Annotated in this window: 15 protein-coding genes; 9 read left to right on the forward strand and 6 right to left on the reverse strand. The window is 66.1% G+C overall.

Translation table 11 applies throughout. The features are described from left to right. Positions 1-48 precede the first annotated feature (48 nt). A complete protein-coding gene (locus ACO07I_RS01530; RefSeq protein ID WP_422013631.1) occupies positions 49-945 on the reverse strand; it encodes a DMT family transporter in 897 nt (298 codons plus the stop codon). Positions 946-1017: 72 nt separating this feature from the next. Between ACO07I_RS01530 and ACO07I_RS01535 the strand changes: the two genes are divergently transcribed. Genes ACO07I_RS01535 through ACO07I_RS01545 form a run of 3 tightly spaced genes read left to right on the forward strand, consistent with a single transcriptional unit; the run spans position 1018 to position 5339 of the window. After that, a complete protein-coding gene (locus ACO07I_RS01535; RefSeq protein ID WP_422013633.1) occupies positions 1018-3261 on the forward strand; it encodes a CHASE2 domain-containing protein in 2244 nt (747 codons plus the stop codon). Next, entirely contained in the window at positions 3242-4162 is a 921-nt protein-coding gene (locus tag ACO07I_RS01540; RefSeq protein ID WP_422013635.1) for a glutamate cyclase domain-containing protein, read from the forward strand. Before ACO07I_RS01535 ends, ACO07I_RS01540 begins: the two co-directional genes overlap by 20 nt. 10 nt (positions 4163-4172) lie before the next feature. Further along, positions 4173-5339, forward strand: a complete 1167-nt coding sequence (locus ACO07I_RS01545; RefSeq protein WP_422013636.1) for an acyl-CoA dehydrogenase family protein — start codon at positions 4173-4175, stop codon at positions 5337-5339. Between the two features lie 127 nt (positions 5340-5466). Here the strand turns inward: ACO07I_RS01545 and ACO07I_RS01550 are convergent, their stop codons facing one another. The 4 genes from ACO07I_RS01550 to ACO07I_RS01565 are packed head-to-tail and all read right to left on the reverse strand — an operon-like array spanning position 5467 to position 7841. Continuing rightward, positions 5467-5835 (reverse strand): SRPBCC family protein, encoded by a 369-nt coding sequence (locus ACO07I_RS01550; protein ID WP_422013638.1) that lies wholly within the window; start codon positions 5833-5835, stop codon positions 5467-5469. A 57-nt stretch (positions 5836-5892) separates the two neighbouring features. Beyond that, positions 5893-6519 carry an exopolysaccharide biosynthesis protein gene (locus tag ACO07I_RS01555; protein ID WP_422013640.1) on the reverse strand — a complete coding sequence of 209 codons (627 nt, stop codon included), beginning with the start codon at positions 6517-6519 and terminating at the stop codon, positions 5893-5895. Further along, entirely contained in the window at positions 6516-7379 is an 864-nt protein-coding gene (locus tag ACO07I_RS01560; protein ID WP_422013642.1) for an HpcH/HpaI aldolase/citrate lyase family protein, read from the reverse strand. The genes ACO07I_RS01555 and ACO07I_RS01560 overlap by 4 nt, the downstream gene beginning before the upstream one ends. 6 nt (positions 7380-7385) lie before the next feature. Next, positions 7386-7841, reverse strand: coding sequence for a MaoC family dehydratase (locus tag ACO07I_RS01565; protein ID WP_422013644.1), 456 nt, complete (start codon positions 7839-7841; stop codon positions 7386-7388). A gap of 106 nt (positions 7842-7947) precedes the next feature. Between ACO07I_RS01565 and ACO07I_RS01570 the strand changes: the two genes are divergently transcribed. After that, positions 7948-8925 (forward strand): NADPH:quinone oxidoreductase family protein, encoded by a 978-nt coding sequence (locus ACO07I_RS01570; protein WP_422013646.1) that lies wholly within the window; start codon positions 7948-7950, stop codon positions 8923-8925. A 16-nt stretch (positions 8926-8941) separates the two neighbouring features. Next, complete coding sequence (locus ACO07I_RS01575; protein ID WP_422013648.1) at positions 8942-9697, forward strand: SDR family NAD(P)-dependent oxidoreductase; 756 nt, start codon at positions 8942-8944, stop codon at positions 9695-9697. 24 nt (positions 9698-9721) lie between these two features. Here the strand turns inward: ACO07I_RS01575 and ACO07I_RS01580 are convergent, their stop codons facing one another. Continuing rightward, a complete protein-coding gene (locus ACO07I_RS01580; protein WP_422013650.1) occupies positions 9722-10381 on the reverse strand; it encodes a helix-turn-helix domain-containing protein in 660 nt (219 codons plus the stop codon). 81 nt (positions 10382-10462) lie between these two features. On the opposite strand from ACO07I_RS01580, the gene ACO07I_RS01585 reads away from it, so the two are divergent. The 4 genes from ACO07I_RS01585 (at position 10463) to ACO07I_RS01600 (ending at position 16678) form a co-directional block, all read left to right on the forward strand. Continuing rightward, positions 10463-12889, forward strand: a complete 2427-nt coding sequence (locus ACO07I_RS01585; RefSeq protein ID WP_422013652.1) for a hypothetical protein — start codon at positions 10463-10465, stop codon at positions 12887-12889. Continuing rightward, positions 12873-13667, forward strand: a complete 795-nt coding sequence (locus ACO07I_RS01590; protein WP_422013654.1) for a hypothetical protein — start codon at positions 12873-12875, stop codon at positions 13665-13667. Before ACO07I_RS01585 ends, ACO07I_RS01590 begins: the two co-directional genes overlap by 17 nt. Positions 13668-13892: 225 nt before the next feature. After that, positions 13893-16187, forward strand: a complete 2295-nt coding sequence (locus ACO07I_RS01595) for a hypothetical protein (protein ID WP_422013656.1) — start codon at positions 13893-13895, stop codon at positions 16185-16187. Beyond that, a complete protein-coding gene (locus ACO07I_RS01600; RefSeq protein WP_422013658.1) occupies positions 16187-16678 on the forward strand; it encodes a hypothetical protein in 492 nt (163 codons plus the stop codon). Before ACO07I_RS01595 ends, ACO07I_RS01600 begins: the two co-directional genes overlap by 1 nt. Positions 16679-16909: the final 231 nt, after the last annotated feature.

Here is a 16909-nt window from a genome sequence, read left to right on the forward strand (position 1 = left end):
CGCACAAGATGTGGTGGGCGAGGCGATTCGTCAATCCCGACAAAAACCCTAGGAGATCGGGGTTTTCCGGAGGGCCCGGGCCCGAACCCGCTCGCGGTGGAGGATGTAGAGGCCCGAACCCGTGACCAGCGGCAGGCCGTACCAGACGGTCCAGGAAGGCTCTTCCCTGAACCACAGGTAGCCGTAGGCCATGGCGAGCACGATCGCGACATAGTCGAACGGCGCCAGGATGGCGGCCGGGGCCAGCCGCCAGGCCCGGGTGATCAGCACCTGGGCGCAGCCCCCGAGCAGCCCCAGGGTCAGCAGCCAGACCCAGTCGAGCAGCGGCGGCCACTTCCACTCCGGGATGGCGCAGGCGATCGAGACGACGCTGCCCACGATCGCGAACCAGAAGAGCGTCACGACGTCGGGGTCGTGGTGGCTCAGCTTCCGGACCAGCACAGTCGAGAGCGAGTAGCAGAAGGTAGCCGCCAGGATGACCAGCGAGACCAGGTGGAACTCGATCGCAAAGGGATCGAGCATGATCAGCACGCCGGCGAAGCCCACGCCGACCGCGGTCCAGCGCCGCCAGCCGACCGGCTCGCGCAGGATCGGCACGGAGAGCGCCACCATGAACAGCGGCGCCGAGAAGGAGATGGCGTAGGCATCCACCAGCGGCATACGCGGAAAGGCGTAGAAGAAGCCGAACATGCTGCAGAAGCCAATGCCGACCCGCAGCGCCTGCAGGCCGGGGCGGGTGCTGCGCACCACCCGCAGGCGGCCTGCATGCCAGATCAGCACCGCGACCGGCACCAGGGCCACGGCGCTGCGGAAGACCATGAGCTGGAAGGAGCCGTAGGTGCCGCCCAGACCCTTGACCATTGCGTCCATCGTGCAGAACAGCACCATGGCGCTCAGCTTGAAGTAGATGCCGTGCAGGGCGGTCTGGCTGGGGGCGTGCGGCAAGGTCGCGCTATTTGGCTCGCGCGCCATCCTCTGTAAAGTGACGTTCTTGGGGGATCAGGGGATCGAAAGCGCGTGAGCTGGCTGTTGCGCTGCATCAATTCGCGACACGCGCCGATCATCGTTGCGATGCTCGTGCTGCTGGGCGCGCTGGTGCTGCGCATTGCCGATCCAGGGGCCGTCACGCGCATCCGCGATTTTGCCTTCGACGGATATCAGCGCCTCCAGCCGCGGACCTACAATGCCGAGACGCCCGTGCGCATCGTCGACATCGACGAGGCGGCGCTGCAGGAATACGGCCAGTGGCCGTGGCCGCGCTCGATCATCGCGCGGCTGGTCGACAAGCTCACCGAGAAGGGTGCGGCAGTCGTGGCCTTCGACGCGGTGTTCGCCGAACCCGACCGCTCGTCGCCCCGCCGCATGGTGCAGGACCTGGCGGCCTTCACCGATGCCGCGACGCTGGAGAAGCTCGCCGCCGCGGCGCTCGACAATGACAAGCTGCTGGCCGACGCGATGGCGCAGTCGCGGGTCGTCACCGGCTTCGGCTTCGACCTCAAGGGCATGGGCAATCCGCCGCGCACCTTCCACGGCGTGGCCTTCGCTGGCGACCAGCCCAGCCAGTTCCTGCCGCAGCAGGGCGGCACCGTGAAATCGATCGAGATCCTCGAAGCCGCGGCCAAGGGCAATGGCAGCGTCAACACCGACCTCGACACGATCGTGATCCGCCGCGTGCCGATGCTGTTCCGCGTCGCCGGCTACGAGGGCCTCTTCCCGGCGCTGTCGATCGAGGCGCTGCGGGTGGCGCAGGAAGCCTCGTCCTATCTGATCAAGTCTTCGGGCGCGAGCGGCGAGCTGTCGTTCGGCGAGAAGACCGGCATCGTGGCCATCAAGACCGGCAATCTTGAAGTGCCGACCGACGGCCGCGGCCGGGTCATGCTCTACGATACCGGTCACCAGCCGGCGCGCTTCATCTCGGCGCGCGCGGTGCTGAAGGACGAGGTGCCGGCGGAGAAGCTCGAAGGCCAGGTGATCTTCGTCGGTACCAGCGCGATCGGGCTGAAGGACCTGCGCAACACGCCGGTGCAGGACGGCGTGCCGGGCGTCGAGGTCCATGCCCAGCTCGCCGAGCAGATGATCGAGCAGCGGTTCCTCGCGCGGCCCGACTATGCCGACGGCGCGGAGTTCCTCTACCTCGCCGCCGTAGGCCTGCTGATGGTCGTGCTGCTGCCGCGCCTCTCGGCCGGCAGAATGGCCGTCGTCGCCGCGATCCTGATCGGCGCCGGGCTCGTTGTACCGTGGCTCGCCTATTCGCAATATCACCTGCTGTTCGATCCGATCTATCCGCCGGTCACGCTGGCGGCGATCTATGTCGCCGGCACGTCGCTCGCCTTCATGCGGACGGAGCGGGAGCGGGCGGAGATCCGCGGCGCCTTCGGCATGTACCTGTCGCCCGACCTGGTCGAACAGCTGGCGCGCAACCCGAGCCTCCTGCAGCTCGGCGGCGAGCAGCGCGAGATCACGGTGATGTTCACCGACGTGCGGGGCTTCACCACCATCTCCGAGCAATTCGACCCGCACGGCCTGACGCGCTTCATGAACCGCTTCCTGACGCCGATGACCGATCTGATTCTCGCCCGCAAAGGTACGATCGACAAGTACATGGGCGACGCCATCATGGCTTTCTGGAACGCGCCGCTGCCGGTCGAGCGCCATGCGGCGCAGGCCTGCGATGCGGCGCTTGCCATGCAGGCCCGGCTGGTCGTGCTGAACGAGGAATGGAAGACCGAGGCGGAGGCCGAGGGCCGCAAACACATTCCGGTGAACATCGGCGTCGGCCTGAACACCGGGCCGGCCTCGGTCGGCAATTTCGGCTCGACGCAGCGCTTCACCTATTCGTGCCTCGGCGACGACGTGAACCTGGCGTCGCGCCTCGAAGGCCAGTGCAAGACCTACGGGGTCGGCATCATCGTCGGCAGCAAGACGCACGACGCGATCGCCGACTATGCCACTTTGGAAATCGACCTCGTCACCGTGAAGGGCAAGACCGAGCCCGAGCGCATCTTCGTCCTGTTGGGCGATGCCGCGCTCGCGACGTCACCGGCTTTCGCAGCGCTGGTCGAACGGCAGGCGGCGTTCCTCGCGCTCTACCGCTCCGGCGGTTTCGCCGAAGCGCTGGAGACTATCGAGGCGTGCGAGGCCGCGGCGGCGGCGGCCGGATGGCGCCAGAGTTACTATCGGATGATGCGCGGGCGGATCGACGAGCTGATCGACGATTCGCCGGTGGACTGGAAGGGAGTTTATGTCGCCAAGGACAAGTGAGCAGGATCGCCGCCTCGAAGCCATCGAGGCCCTCGTATGCCGCGACGTCGGCCGCAAGACCCAGGCCCTGATCGACGCCAATCGCGGCGGCCTGGCCGACGCGGCGGCGGCGCTGGCGACGGCCACGCGTGTGGGATTGATTACGGGCTTCTTCGTGCCGCGCGGCGACGTGGCGGCGCCGGAGACCGACGGGCCCGTGGGCACCGCGTTGCTGGCCGCGGCGCTGGTGGCCTGCGGCGTGCCGGCCCGCATCGCCGTTGACACCCCCAGCGTCGAGGCCGTCCGGGCGGCCGTCCGGGCGACGGAGGAGGACGTGACGGTCGACGAGATCGTGCTGGGGCAGGAGGGCGCCATCGAGGAGCTGGCGAAGGCCTGGCGACAGGACCATCTCTCTCATGTCGTCGCCATCGAGCGCTGCGGGCGGAGCGCCGACGGCAAGCCGCGCAACATGCGTGGTGTCGACGTCTCGCCCTGGACTCTGCCGCTCGATTCGCTGTTCGAGGGCGGCGACTGGACGAAGCTCGCGGTCGGCGACGGCGGCAACGAGGTCGGCATGGGCAAGCTGCCGCCCGGCCTGATCGCCGAGCATGTGCCCAACGGAGCGGAGATCGCCTGCGTGACCTCGTGCGACTACCTGGTGGTTGCCGGCGTCTCGAACTGGGGCGCCTACGGGTTGATGGCCGCGCTCGCCGTGTTGCGTCCCGACTGGCGTCCGGCGATCGCGAAATTCCTGACCGCGGAACGGGATTTCTTCGTCACCGATACGATCGTCAGGGAAGCCGGCGCGGTGGACGGGGTGACGGCGCAGCGCGTCGCCACGGTCGACGGATTCGGGCCCGAAATCCACGGGCCGCTGGTCGACCGGCTCGGTCGCATTGCATGGGGAGAGGGCGCGCATTAGCTTGCGCGCCATGGAAAATCCCTACGCTCCGACGCACCCCGAGATCCGCGACGCCGTTCGCCAGCTCTGCCTGAAGTTCGATGGCGCCTATTGGCGCGATCTCGACCGTGAGCGCGGTTATCCGACGGCCTTCGTGAAGGCGCTGACCGAGGCCGGCTGGCTGTCGATCCTGATCCCCGAGGAATACGGCGGCGCGGGCTTGGGCATCTCGGCGGCCAGTGCGGTGCTTGAGGAGATCCACAAGGCTGGCTGCAACGCCGCAGCCTGCCACGCCCAGATGTACATCATGGGCACGGTGCTGCGGCACGGCAGCAAGGAGCAGAAGGAACGCTACCTGCCGAAGATCGCCACCGGCGAGCTGCGCCTGCAGGCCTTCGGCGTCACCGAGCCGTCGAGCGGCACCGATACGCTGAGCCTCCGCACCACGGCGGTGAAGAAGGACAACAGCACCTACGTCGTGAACGGCCAGAAGGTGTGGACCAGCCGCGCCGAGCATTCCGACCTGATGCTGCTGCTCGCGCGCACCACGCCGCGCGAGCAGACCAAGAAGAAGACCGACGGGCTGTCGGTGTTCCTGGTCGACATGCGCTCGGCGCTGGGCAAGGGCCTCACCATCCGGCCGATCCGCACGATGATGAACCACAACAGCACCGAAGTGTTCTTCGACAACATGGAAGTGTCGGCCGAGAACCTGATCGGCGAGGAGGGGCAGGGCTTCCGCTACATCCTCTCCGGCATGAACGCCGAGCGCGTGCTGATCGCCTCGGAATGCATCGGCGACGGCAAGTGGTTCATCGAGCGGGCGGTGAACTACGCCAAGGAGCGCAAGCTGTTCGGCCGCCCGATCGGCCAGAACCAGGGCGTGCAGTATCCGATCGCCCGCGCCTACACGCAGATCGAGGCGGCCGACCTGATGGTGCGCAAGGCGGCGGCGATGTTCGAGGCCGGCATCAACGCCGGCGCCGAGGCCAACATGGCCAAGATGCTGGCGTCGGAAGCTTCGTGGGCCGCGGCCGAGATGTGCGTGCAGACCCACGGCGGCTTCGGCTTCGCCGAGGAATACGACGTCGAGCGCAAGTTCCGCGAGGCGCGGCTCTACACCGTGGCGCCGATCTCCACGAACATGATCCTCAACTTCGTCGCCGAGCACGTGCTCGGGCTGCCACGGTCGTATTAGCTCGAAATCGAATGGGTCAGCAGGGTCTCGGAACAGGTTTTTGCAGGTTCCGACGACAAACATCGACCGGGCAACGGTACCATGATACCTCGTTCAGGGCCTGCGACTCTCGTTTCGTTTATTTCGTTTATCTGCCGGGTCCGGCTTTTTCAGCAGCCTGGCAGGACAGGCCCACGGCCGCGGCGATCGTCTTCTGGAAGTGGATGACGAGCTGCTTGCTGTTGGTCAGGAAGCGGCCGGTGTCGGGGAGTCCGCCCAGAAGTCCGTGCTGAACCCAATCAGTCAACGCATCGTCTTCGGCCGAGACGTGCTCGTTGAAGGCGACGAGCGACGTGGCGAACGCCTCGCTCACACCAGGACCGAAGAACTGCTCGGAGACTCCCTTGGTGGCGTTCGGGCCGTCGGGAGTCCACACGTCGATCGACAGGTTGGGAAAGCCCAGATTGATGCTGATCGTCACGTTCGGCGACAGGAAGTGATACTGCGACTGCGTCACCGCGCCGGCGACGTCGTAGGGTTCCAGACTGGGGGGGGGTATCGGCGCGGTCTGTCACTAGTCGAACATAGCGGCCCGCAGCGTCGAAATTGCGGCTGCGATGGCGGCGTGGCCGATCAACAGGAGGAACACGGTCCAGCAGGCGGTGATCGCCGTCATCGCCCAGCCGAGCATCGCCATCACGCCGTCATCCTCGATCAGGGCGAAGCAGAAGAAAAGGATCGCCCAGGCCGGGAAGAAATTGTCGAACGGGATGGGCAGCGCGAGGATCAGCACGTCGACCGACAAAGCGACGAGAAGCAGCCGGCGCGGCACGCCGTTCACCCACCCCTCGTAGCGGGCGTGCACGGTGTTCTCGAGCCAGCGGATGAAGCGTCGCGCGCGGTTCAGGAAATCCTGCAGCTTGCCGCGCGGGAGTCCGCGGCGGCCGATCATGTCGGGGAGGGACGGCACGGGATGGCCGGCGAAGTACTGAGCCAGCACGTAGAGCATCGGTACGCCGCTGATCGTCGACAGCCAGGGAATGCCCGACGGGATGATGTTGGCGATGTTGATCGCCAGAACCGCGAAGGCGTAGGAACGGCCTTCGAAACCCTCGAGGAATTCGTTCAGCGAGAGGACGGAGTTGCGGTCCCCGGCGAACAGCCGGTCGAGCGTCGCGAGAAGGCCGAAATTGTCCTTCATTCCCCCTTCCGCGAGACCAGGCGGCGGGCCAGCACGAGATGCGGCTTGTCGAGCATCTTGCCGTCCATCGTGAGGACGCCGGCGCCGGGATTGCCCTCGAAGGTCGCGATGACGCGATGGGCCCAGTCGATCTCCGCCTCGGTCGGCGTGAAGACCTCGTGGATGATGGTGACCTGGTCGGGGTGGATGGCGATCTTGCCGCCATAGCCCATGCGCCGGGCGTCGTGCGCCTCGGCGCGCAGGCCCTCGACGTTGCGGATGTCGGGATAGACCGTGTCGTAGGCGGTGACGCCGGCCGCCACCGAGGCCATCAGGTTGACCGTGCGCGCCATCTTGAACGTGTCGTCGTAGACGCCGGGCGAGGGTCCCTTCGCCAGCGCCCCGAGATCGGCCATCAGATCCTCGCCGCCCCAGGAATGGCCGATCAGGCGGGCATGCCTGGCCGGCGCCGCGGTGAGGGCGAGGATCGCCGCCGCGCTTTCGGTGGCGATGGTGAGGATACGGGTCTTGCCGGCCTCGATGCCTTCGCGCGCTTCGAGGGCGTCGAGATAGTTCGACAGAAGGTCGAGATCGGCCTGGCCGACGCATTTGGGGAACACGATCCCGTCGGGCTTGCCCTGCATGACGGTGGCGAGGTCACCGAGCGTCAGGCCGGTGTCGAGCGCGTTGACGCGGACATAGAGCTTCGGCCCGGCGCGGTCGGCGCTCCTGAGATAGGCCAGCGCCATGTCGCGGGCGACCGTCTTGCGGTCGGTAGCGACGGAATCCTCGAGGTCGAGGATCAAGCCGTCGGCGCCGGAGGCGGGGCCCTTGGCGAGCTTGCGCTCGGAATCGGCGGGGACGAACAGGAAGGATCGCATCTTTTCTCAGTCCTTGGGTTTCTTGCGCATCAGCGCCTGGCGGGTGCATTCGGCGACGGTCTCGCCGCGCTGGTTGATCGCGGTGTGGGCGAATTCGACGATGCCGGCATCGGGACGCGACTTGCTCTCGCGCAGGCTGACGACGCGGGTCCGCACCCGCAGCGTGTCGCCATGGAACACCGGCTTGGGAAAGCGCACGTCGGTCATGCCGAGATTGGCGATGGTGGTGCCGAGCGTCGTGTCGTTCACGGTGATGCCGATCATCAGGCCCAGCGTGAACAGGCTGTTGACGATGCGCTGGCCGAACTCTGTCTTGGAGGCGAATTCCTCGTCGAGATGCAGCGGCTGGACGTTCATGGTGAGCGAGCTGAACAGGACATTGTCCATCTCGGTCACGGTGCGCGTCCATGCGTGCTCGAACACGCGTTCGACGGTGAAGTCCTCGTAATGAAGTCCTGCCATCTTTCTCCTCGCGGAAGGGAGCCTTCCTAGCATGGATGGACGCTGGCCGGCCCGTCATCGTATCAAGGGCGCCACAGGATGAAACACCGGTATGGGGAGTGAGACGATGCGCGCGATGCTGAGCGAAACGCCGGGCGGGCCGGAGAGCCTGAAGCTGGTGGAGATGCCGTCCAAGCCCCTGGGCAAGGGCCAGGTGCGCGTGGCGACCCGGGCGGCGGGCGTCAACTTTCCCGACACGCTGATCATCCAGGACAAGTACCAGTTCAAGCCGCCGCGCCCCTTCGCGCCGGGCCACGAGATCGCGGGCGACATCACCGAGGTGGGCGAGGGCGTCACCGGCTACAAGGTCGGCGACCGCGTGATCGGCATGATCGGCAGCGGCGGCTATGCCAGCGAGGCCGTGGTCGACGAGATCCAGCTCCTGCCGATGCCGAAGAACATGAGCTACGAGGATGGTGCGGCCTTCACCATGACCTACGGCACCTCGTACTACGCGCTGAAGCAGCGCAGCAGCTACAAGCCGGGCGAGACGCTGCTGGTCACCGGCGCCTCGGGCGGCGTCGGTCTCACCGCGGTCGAGCTGGGCGCCCTGATGGGCCTCAAGGTCATCGCGGCCGTGGGCTCCGACGAGAAGATGGAGATCTGCAAGAAGTACGGCGCCACGATGTTCGTGAACTACGCCAAGGAGAAGATGCGCGACAAGGTCAAGGAACTGACCGGCGGCGCGGGCGCGGACATCATCTACGACGCGGTCGGCGGCGATGCGTTCGACGAATCGATCCGCTGCATCGCCTGGTACGGGCGCCTGCTGGTGGTGGGCTTCGCGGCGGGCCGCATCCCCTCGCTGCCGGCCAATCTCGCGCTGCTGAAGAGCTGCGACGTGCGCGGCGTGTTCTACGGCGCCTGGCGCGGCCGCGAGCCCGCCGAGGCGCGCAAGAACTTCGACGAGATGCTGGCCTGGTATGGCGAGGGCAAGCTGAAGCCGCACATCTCCATGCGCTTCCCGCTGGAGAAGGCCGCTGACGCCATGAACGCCCTGCTGTCGCGCAAGGCGACCGGCAAGGTCATCATCGAGGTCGCCTGAGAACACGGAGGCTCCCATGGGCAGACTGGCCGGCAAGATCGCGATCGTGACAGGCGCCGCCTCGGGCATCGGGGCGGCGTCGGCCAAGCTGTTCGCGGAGGAGGGCGCCCAGGTGCTGGCGGTCGACCGGCCGGAATCGGCGATCGATACCGTGCATGCCGGGAACACGGCGATCGAGGCCTTCGCGGCCGACATCACGGGCGACGACGCGCCGAAGAAGATCGTCGCCGCGGCCATCGACCGGTTCGGGGCGCTCGACATCCTGTTCAACAATGCCGGCGTCAGCGGCCGCGCCTTCGTCGAGGAGATGACCGACGAGATGTGGGACCGGGTGAACGCGGTGAACTTGCGCGGGATGTTCCGGCTGTGTCGCGAAGCCATTCCGGCGCTGAAGCTGCGAGCCCGCGAAAAGGGCCGTGCGCGCATCGTCAACACCGCCTCGGTCATGGCCTTCGACACCGACTACGGCCTGGCCGCCTATTGCGCCTCAAAGGCGGGTGTCGGCGGCCTGACGCGCACGCTGGCGCTGGAGCTCGGCAAGTTCAACATCACCGCCAACTATGTGTGCCCGGGGGCGATCTACAGCGGCATGACGCGGACCAACTTCGACAAGCCCGAGATCCGCGAGGTCTGGGAGAAGAAGGCGGCGTTGCGCCGGCTCGGCCAGCCCATCGACATCGCGCGTGGCGCGCTGCTGCTGGCGTCCGACGAAGCCGACTTCATCACCGGTCACGAGTTGGTGGTGGATGGCGGCCTCACCTTGCGCACCTGAGATGCAGGGCTTTTAAATAGCTTGCTACGCGGCGCCATCCGTCCTGGCGCTATGGGCGCGGCTGCAGTCTATCCGCTGCAGCATTTTGCCGACCCTGCACTCATCGAGGCAGCGCCATCCGGTTACGCCCTGGAAGGCCCGGTCGCGAACCGCAAGCACCGGAGCCTGCAGTTCCTCCAGCTGGTCCACCGACGGAGCCACGGGACGACCGCTGCGCTTGGCATCGCTCAAGCCTCCGACGCCGTCGTGAGTGTAGTAGCGAACCCAATCGCGCAGCGTCTGCCGATCTATCCCGCAGGCCTCAGCCACCTCCGTGCGCGACCATCCGCCAGCACCATCGCCAGGATCCGGCCGGAAACAAGTAGCCGATAGCAGTATCGACTCCGTTCGGCGGTTCGCCTCGAGATTTGACGCTTGCATACTCAAAGTCCGGCTCATCAGTAACTCAAGGGCTCGCTTCTCACAGGAGAGATGTCTTTGGGAACATTTGATGCCCCTGGCGATGGTGCTGCCTATCCCTCGTTGTCGTCGCCCCTGTCGCCGCGTGCCTTGTCGCGGCCATTGAGCACCGATCACCCGGAAGGCTGACCTCGCGGCGCAACTGCAGACCGTCGCATCAACCGGGTCGAGCGCGCCGAAATCGCCGCCCAACGAGCAGGCGATGACCGGGGGCTGTCCGGGCATCGGAGCCGCTTTCCTTTTCGATGCGGCACGCGACGGCAACAACGCCCTCCAGGCCCTGATGGGCCGCTAACGGAGACGAACATGGCAAGCATCATGACAGAAGGGCTGCTCTCGGCAGCGCCTGCCGCGGACCCATGGCCGCGCAACGAGCTTGGGGACGACAGCGCGCGCGGTCTTCAGGCCGACGAGATGTTCGCGCGCCGGCTCGACACCCGGTTCGCGGGCGAGGTGCGCGGCCTGGTGCACGACCCGGTGACGGGTCTCGCGGGCCGGGACCCCGAGGGCGCGCTGGCCGGGATTGCCGAGACCACCCGGCTTCTGGGCGAGCTGAAGGACCGCTATCTGGCGCAGGCGATCGGGCCCCGCCAGAAGGCCCTGCTCGAACCGGTGATCGACCGGCGTCTCGACCGCGCCGGCGGCGACCTCGGGCGGATCGCGGAGCGGGCGACTTCGGTGCTGGACGACCGCATCGTGGCCGAGCGCCTCGCCGACCTGCAGCAGGACGCGGCGCTGTCCTGGCAAGACCCGGCCCATCTTCGCGCGCTGGGCCGCACCGCGGTGGGCGAGCTGCGTTACCAGGGCGAGCGAAAAGGCTGGGACGAGGGCCGGACCGATACGGCGGTGCGCACCGGCCTGAGCGATCTCTATGCCGGCGCGGTCGAGGCCGCGATCGGCCAGGACCCCGAGGGTGCGGCGAAGCTCTACGACCACGCACGCGACGTGATCCAGCCGGAGCGGCAGGCGGTGGTCGAGCGCCGGATCGAACGGGCGCGCGAGGAGCGGCGCGTGACGGAGATCGTCGGCGGTCTGGCCGACACGCCGGACGATCCGACACGACGCCCGGACCTCGACGACTACCAGGCGCGTGCCGCCGAGACGACACCGCCGGACGCCTCGCCCGAGGTGCGGGCGCAGGTGACCCGAATGGCGCGGATCGAACAGGCGCGCGCCGACCGGGCATGGCAGGCGGCACGGGGTCGCGCGGCCACAAGCGCTCTCGACTGGCTCGACACCAATCCTGCGGCGCCCCTGATGGCGATGCCTGCGGAGCTGCGCGACGTGTTGAGCCCGGAGCAGATGGAGGCGCTCGACCGGACGGCCATGAACGGCGGCCGCGTCGTCACCGATCGCGACCTTTATCAAAAGCTCGACGATCAGGCCGTGCACGAGCCGGAAAAGTTCGCGGCAATCGATCTCGCTCAACACAGGCTCTCGCTCGGCGACAGCGACTACAGCCGCCTGACCAAACGCCAGAAGACTCTCGCCGAAGGCAAACCCGATCCGGCCTTCGAGCGCCACCGTCTCGGCCGCCTGTTCCTGGACGAGGGATTGCGCGCTGCCAACGCCGATCCCGACGGCGAGGAGGCTCGGACCGCACGGCAGCAACTTGACAGGCTCTTGAGCGCCTTCGAGCCCGTCGAGGGCAAGCCGCCGACGATGGCCGACATTCGCGGCCTCGTCGGCGACGTACTGCCACGTGGCGAAGGCGATCCGAATATCGTCCGGGTCGGCGATGAGCCGGTCGAAGCGCTACCGCCGGAGCTTGAGACGAAGGACGCGCTCGATGGGGCAGAGCCCCTCATTGTCCATGACGACGACAGCAGCGCGCAGGTAGGCGAGGCCTTCGATCCGCAGAACATCATTCTCGCGCAAGCCGGAGGTGCCGGCGCTCGCGGAGGCGGAGGCGGAGGCGGTCGCGTTCCCTCACCGCCCGGCCCCCCTGGGACACTAGGCCAACAGCGCGCACCAGCCATCGGGCACAACCGGCCGCCGGTGGAGTCTGGACTGCCAACGGCAATCGACAAATTGCGGCGTTGGTTTCCGCCCTCGCCCCAGCCATCGGGCACGCAGCCTGCACCCGATACGGCTGGAGCGGCAGCCGCTGCTGAACAGAAACCATCGCCTCAATCTCCCAGTGCCTGGCTGGTCGAGAGAGCACAACTGGCCAAAAGGGAAGAGTATGTCGGTCCTAACGGCATCGACACGGCAGTCGGGATCAAACTCGATCCCCGCGTCGGTGAACCGGCGGCGGGGCGCGATTACTTGCCCGACAACGAGAACCATCGCAACGGATTGCGCGGAGAGTTCGGGCTGGCTAACGAGGTCGCGCGGCATTTCCCGGATCACACGGTGATAGACTTCGGCAGGAAGGCGGGCCAGCGGGGGCCTGATGTGATCTCGGTCGATCGTAGCGGCGAGATTCACTTCTGGGATTCCAAATGGCGCGGCTCTGATACGTCGATAGGTCCGAGCGGCCGGGCGCATCAGACGCCGCGGTCTTTGGGTGGCGCCCTGCAACACGCTGAAGACACCATTAATGCGGCGATGAAGAGTGGACGCTTGTCACCTGAAGCCGGCGCGAGAGCATTGGAGAATTTGGCCAATAGGAACGTGACCATCGTCACGGTGGGGACTGGAAGCGCCCGCAACGGTGTGGTTGAACGAATCGCAGGTAGCGAGCGCGCTGTCGTCTATCCGAAGGGAGGCCGTGATGCCGAGAATTTTTGAGCCCGAAAGCGATCGCCAGTTCTACCTGGATTTTCTTCTGGCGATTGCAACTAAGTTCGAGCCGGAAACGACCGGGCCATTTAATCGCTCGCACTATATGGCTACTAAACTGAGAAACTTGGTCCACGCCCATCTCCTGGGCTTGCGCGAGCAGGTGTTGCCGCTAGCGCGGGCGCTCGCGGGCTGGATGGAGTCACAATCGGCGTGGCCAGAAGGCAAGGATTCCGAGGAATCATTCTACGCCTATCAGTGGTGGCAGACGCTGGGCCTGTGCAAGTGGCTGATGGATGGCGATTCAGCGGTGGGCGAGTTCGGCCGCGCAAGCGAGGCCGACTGGAGACAATGGGACCAGTTCGACCGCTTCGAGCCCAACGGGGCGAAGCTGCTGATGCGGGAGGGGCTCGAACTCGCCCTGCCGCTCAACCTCGCGGCGCGACGCTATGACGTCGGCCTGAAGCTCTGTCAGGAGGCTGGACTCACCACCAAGCCTTCGTCAGCACCGGCCATCGTGCGGGCGGAACTGATGTATGGGCAGTGGGCTTGCCGTCATCTCGCCGCCGGTGGCAAGCCCGACGCGGCCTATGTCGCCAAGGGCGAAGAAATGCTGCGCAAGGTCATGTCGGAAAGCTTCACCATGAACGGCGATTACACGAAGATGGCGATGTGGCTGAAGGCGATCTACCACGACAGCGGAGTCACGCGGACGCCGGAGGAGACGATCCTCAAGGCCTACGACACGATGACCGGCGTCGAGAAGCCGGCTTTCGCCAAGATTTGACGTGGGGAAGAGTTTAGGGAGTGACTTCGCAGCCTTCCTCGACACCGCTGAAGTGAGCCAACTCGGTCCCTCTAACTGGACGGATCGCGGTTGGCGGATCTTTCCAGATCTCGCACGCTACGACTGGGGATGGCGCGGCATTGACCGGGTACTCACGACCTTGAGGATGACAACCCGCTCGACCTCCAGGCCGACGGCCCGCGCCGGAAGGCCCTGCTCGAACCGGTGATCGACCGGCGTCTCGACCGCGCCGGTGGCGACCTCGGCCGGATCGCGGAGCAGGCGACGTCGGTGCTGGACGACCGCATCGTGTCCGAGCGTCTCGCCGACTTGGCGCGTGACGCGTCGCTCTCCTGGCAGGACCCGGCCCATCTGCGCACGCTGGGCCGCACCACGGTGGGCGAGCTGCGTTACCAGGGCGAACGAAAGGGCTGGGACGCGGACCGGACCGACACGGCGGTGCGCACCGGCCTCAGCGACCTCTATGCCGGCGCGGTCGAGGCCGCGATCGGCCAGGATCCCGAGGGCGCGGCGACGCTCTACGACCACGCACGCGACGTGATCCAGCCGGAGCGGCAGGCGGTGGTCGAGCGCAGGATCGAGCGGGCGCGCGAGGAGCGTCGCGTGACGGAGATCGTCGGCGGTCTGGCCGACACGCCGGACGATCCGGCGCGGCGCCCCGACCTCGACGACTACCAGGCGCGTGCCGCCGAGCAGACGCCCCCGGACGCCTCGCCCGAGGTGCGGGCGCAGGTGACCCGAATGGCAAGGATCGAGCAGGCGCGCGCCGATCGGGCATGGCAGGCGGCACGGGGACGTGCGGCCACAAGCGCTCTCGACTGGCTGGGAGAGAATCCCGCGAGACCGCTGATGGCGATGCCGACGGCGCTGCGCGACGGGTTGAGCCCGGAGCAGATGCAGGCGCTCGACGGTACAGCCATGAACGGCGGCCATGTCGTCACGGATCGCGACCTTTACGACAGGCTCGACGACCAGGCGATGCGCGACCCGGAGAGTTTCGCGGCCCTCGACCTGACGCAACACCGCCTGTCGCTCGGCGACAACGACTACAACCGCCTGACCAAACTCCAGAAGACTCTCGCTGAAGGCAAATCCGATCCGGCCTTAGAGCGCCACCGTCTCGGTCGCCTGTTCCTGGACGAGGGATTGCACGCTGCCAACCTCGATCCCGACGGCGAGGAGGCCCAGACGGCACGGCAGCAACTCGACAGGCTCTTAGGCGCCTTCGAATCCGCCGAAGGCAAACCGCCGACGATGGCCGACATTCGCGGCCTCGTCGGCGACATGCTGCCGCCCGCGGAAGAAGATCCAAATACCGTCCGAATCTCGGGCGGTGATCCGGTCGAAGCGCTGCCGCCAGAGCCTGTGGCGAAGGGCGTTTCCGATGTGGCAAAGCCCCATGTTGCGTCGGTTGATGCTGTATCGACGCCCTCACCCAAAGACGAAGTTGTAGTCGAAGAATCGACAGGCCGCGGGGCGATGGAAGCGGCATCTACGACGCTTCCTGCGTCCGACGTCACGCGTTTCGATGACGGCACCAAGCGGATCACGCGCCGCGGGGTCGATACCGAGCGCGGCAAGGCCGACGTCACGCAAGCGTACGACGAGCAAGATCGCATCGTCTCGACCGATGCCATCTTCGCCGATGGCCACCGTGTGGATAGCCGGTGGTCCTATCCAGCCGAGGGCCACTGGTCGCAGGTCGATACCATACGCGACGCCTCGGGCAAGACGCTGGGCGCGATCACCACGACATTCGACGGTGAGCGCGTGACGCGCACCGTCGAGCCGATAGACGGACAGCCACAGACCGACATCTGGGATCGGGATGGTCCCGTGCCGACGATGCAGAACGTCGTTGCGCCCGCTTTGGCCGTCCCCTTCCTGCTGGACCTCGCGGCGGCCGCGATCGGGGCCGTGATTGTCGGAAAAGCGATAGACGACACGATCGCTCGCCAGAGCACGGCCGGCGTTCGGGGCGGCAGTGAAATGGCCCGTCCGCCCGGCAAGGACCCGGGCCCGGACGACAACGGCCCGCCGGGGCGGGTCGAGGGCGACAAGCCACCGCCCTCCGGACCTCCGGTGCCGCTGATTCCGCGGGGGGAGCGTCCTAGTTCGCAGCAGAGCGAGCTTGACGTTGCAAAAGCGGAACAGCCGGACTTTGTCCCGCAAGTCTCTTTCAAGAACGGCAAGGAGGTAAGTTGGAGGACGGCTGGTTCGGTCCGTCCCGACGGGGTATCGGCCGATAGGCGCAGTGCATCGTTCGAGGTGGAGAATTATAACATCAATACCAATGCAAATGGCTTGGTGAACAAGGTCGTCAAACAGGTTCACGAGCGTGCTCGGCATCTGCCGCGGGGTATGCAGCAGAACATTAGGATCGATGTGCGTGGACAAAATGCATCTTCTGGGCACCTTGATGACACCACAAGAAGGATCGTCGAAAAGTCGAATGGGCTACTCAGTCGTGAACACATTGAATTCATGGAGTTCTATTGATGAGCGACGTTGGACTATCGGCGGGGTTACTTCTCAAGCAGATCGGAACTCCAAGGGAGGTTGCCGCCTTTTTCGAATTGATCGGCCGGCATAAGCCAAAATCGGCCGGACAATCGCTCGCTCTGGTGACGGATCGTCTCTACAAGCGCACTGTGCCGGGAGAAGCGTTCGATGCACTTCTCGAACAGCTTCACGAGTGCCAACGGACATTTCGTGCTGTTCCGGTCGCCCCAGGTTTCTGGGATGAATTCGATCTGGATGACAGAAGTGTTGGACTGGATCGGGCGGCGTCGAACCTCGCCGAGGCATTTCAGCGAGTCTTTCTTGCTATCGATCGTTGCGTCGAGGTTGCTCGCCTGGATCAGAAGAGCCTCGGGTATATCCGACCGCTTCGACTGCAGACGCTGGAGGGACCCAGATCCTATGAGCATAAGTACATGCCGCTGGAGGAATTCGAAAAACCCGACATGCGGCCGATCTGGCTGGAGTGATTTGGCTCGGTGATCGGTCCCGATGGATGGGCACACCCCGATCGATACTCACTCAAGGAAGCCCGAACGCACACATAGGCCGGATCGAGGCAGCCAAGGAAATTGGGCGCATCGCCTGAGGCGGCAAGGCGCTGGAGAATGTGGAAGAAGGAAAGCCGACCATCGTTACAGTTGGGACTGGCAGCGCGCGCAACGGTGTAATTGAACACATCGTGGGCGGCGTACGCGCTG

This window comes from Reyranella sp., from assembly GCF_965227665.1.
Lineage (GTDB): Bacteria > Pseudomonadota > Alphaproteobacteria > Reyranellales > Reyranellaceae > Reyranella.

Bases quoted from the DNA above. Each gene is read 5' to 3' on its own strand.
- ACO07I_RS01540 (WP_422013635.1), top strand. From the start codon at position 3,242: ATGTCGCCAAGGACAAGTGAGCAGGATCGCCGCCTCGAAGCCATCGAG.
- ACO07I_RS01545 (WP_422013636.1), top strand. From the start codon at position 4,173: ATGGAAAATCCCTACGCTCCGACGCACCCCGAGATCCGCGACGCCGTT.
- ACO07I_RS01555 (WP_422013640.1), bottom strand. From the start codon at position 6,519: ATGAAGGACAATTTCGGCCTTCTCGCGACGCTCGACCGGCTGTTCGCC.
- ACO07I_RS01560 (WP_422013642.1), bottom strand. From the start codon at position 7,379: ATGCGATCCTTCCTGTTCGTCCCCGCCGATTCCGAGCGCAAGCTCGCC.
- ACO07I_RS01565 (WP_422013644.1), bottom strand. From the start codon at position 7,841: ATGGCAGGACTTCATTACGAGGACTTCACCGTCGAACGCGTGTTCGAG.
- ACO07I_RS01570 (WP_422013646.1), top strand. From the start codon at position 7,948: ATGCGCGCGATGCTGAGCGAAACGCCGGGCGGGCCGGAGAGCCTGAAG.
- ACO07I_RS01575 (WP_422013648.1), top strand. From the start codon at position 8,942: ATGGGCAGACTGGCCGGCAAGATCGCGATCGTGACAGGCGCCGCCTCG.
- ACO07I_RS01580 (WP_422013650.1), bottom strand. From the start codon at position 10,381: ATGCCCGGACAGCCCCCGGTCATCGCCTGCTCGTTGGGCGGCGATTTC.
- ACO07I_RS01585 (WP_422013652.1), top strand. From the start codon at position 10,463: ATGGCAAGCATCATGACAGAAGGGCTGCTCTCGGCAGCGCCTGCCGCG.
- ACO07I_RS01590 (WP_422013654.1), top strand. From the start codon at position 12,873: ATGCCGAGAATTTTTGAGCCCGAAAGCGATCGCCAGTTCTACCTGGAT.
- ACO07I_RS01600 (WP_422013658.1), top strand. From the start codon at position 16,187: ATGAGCGACGTTGGACTATCGGCGGGGTTACTTCTCAAGCAGATCGGA.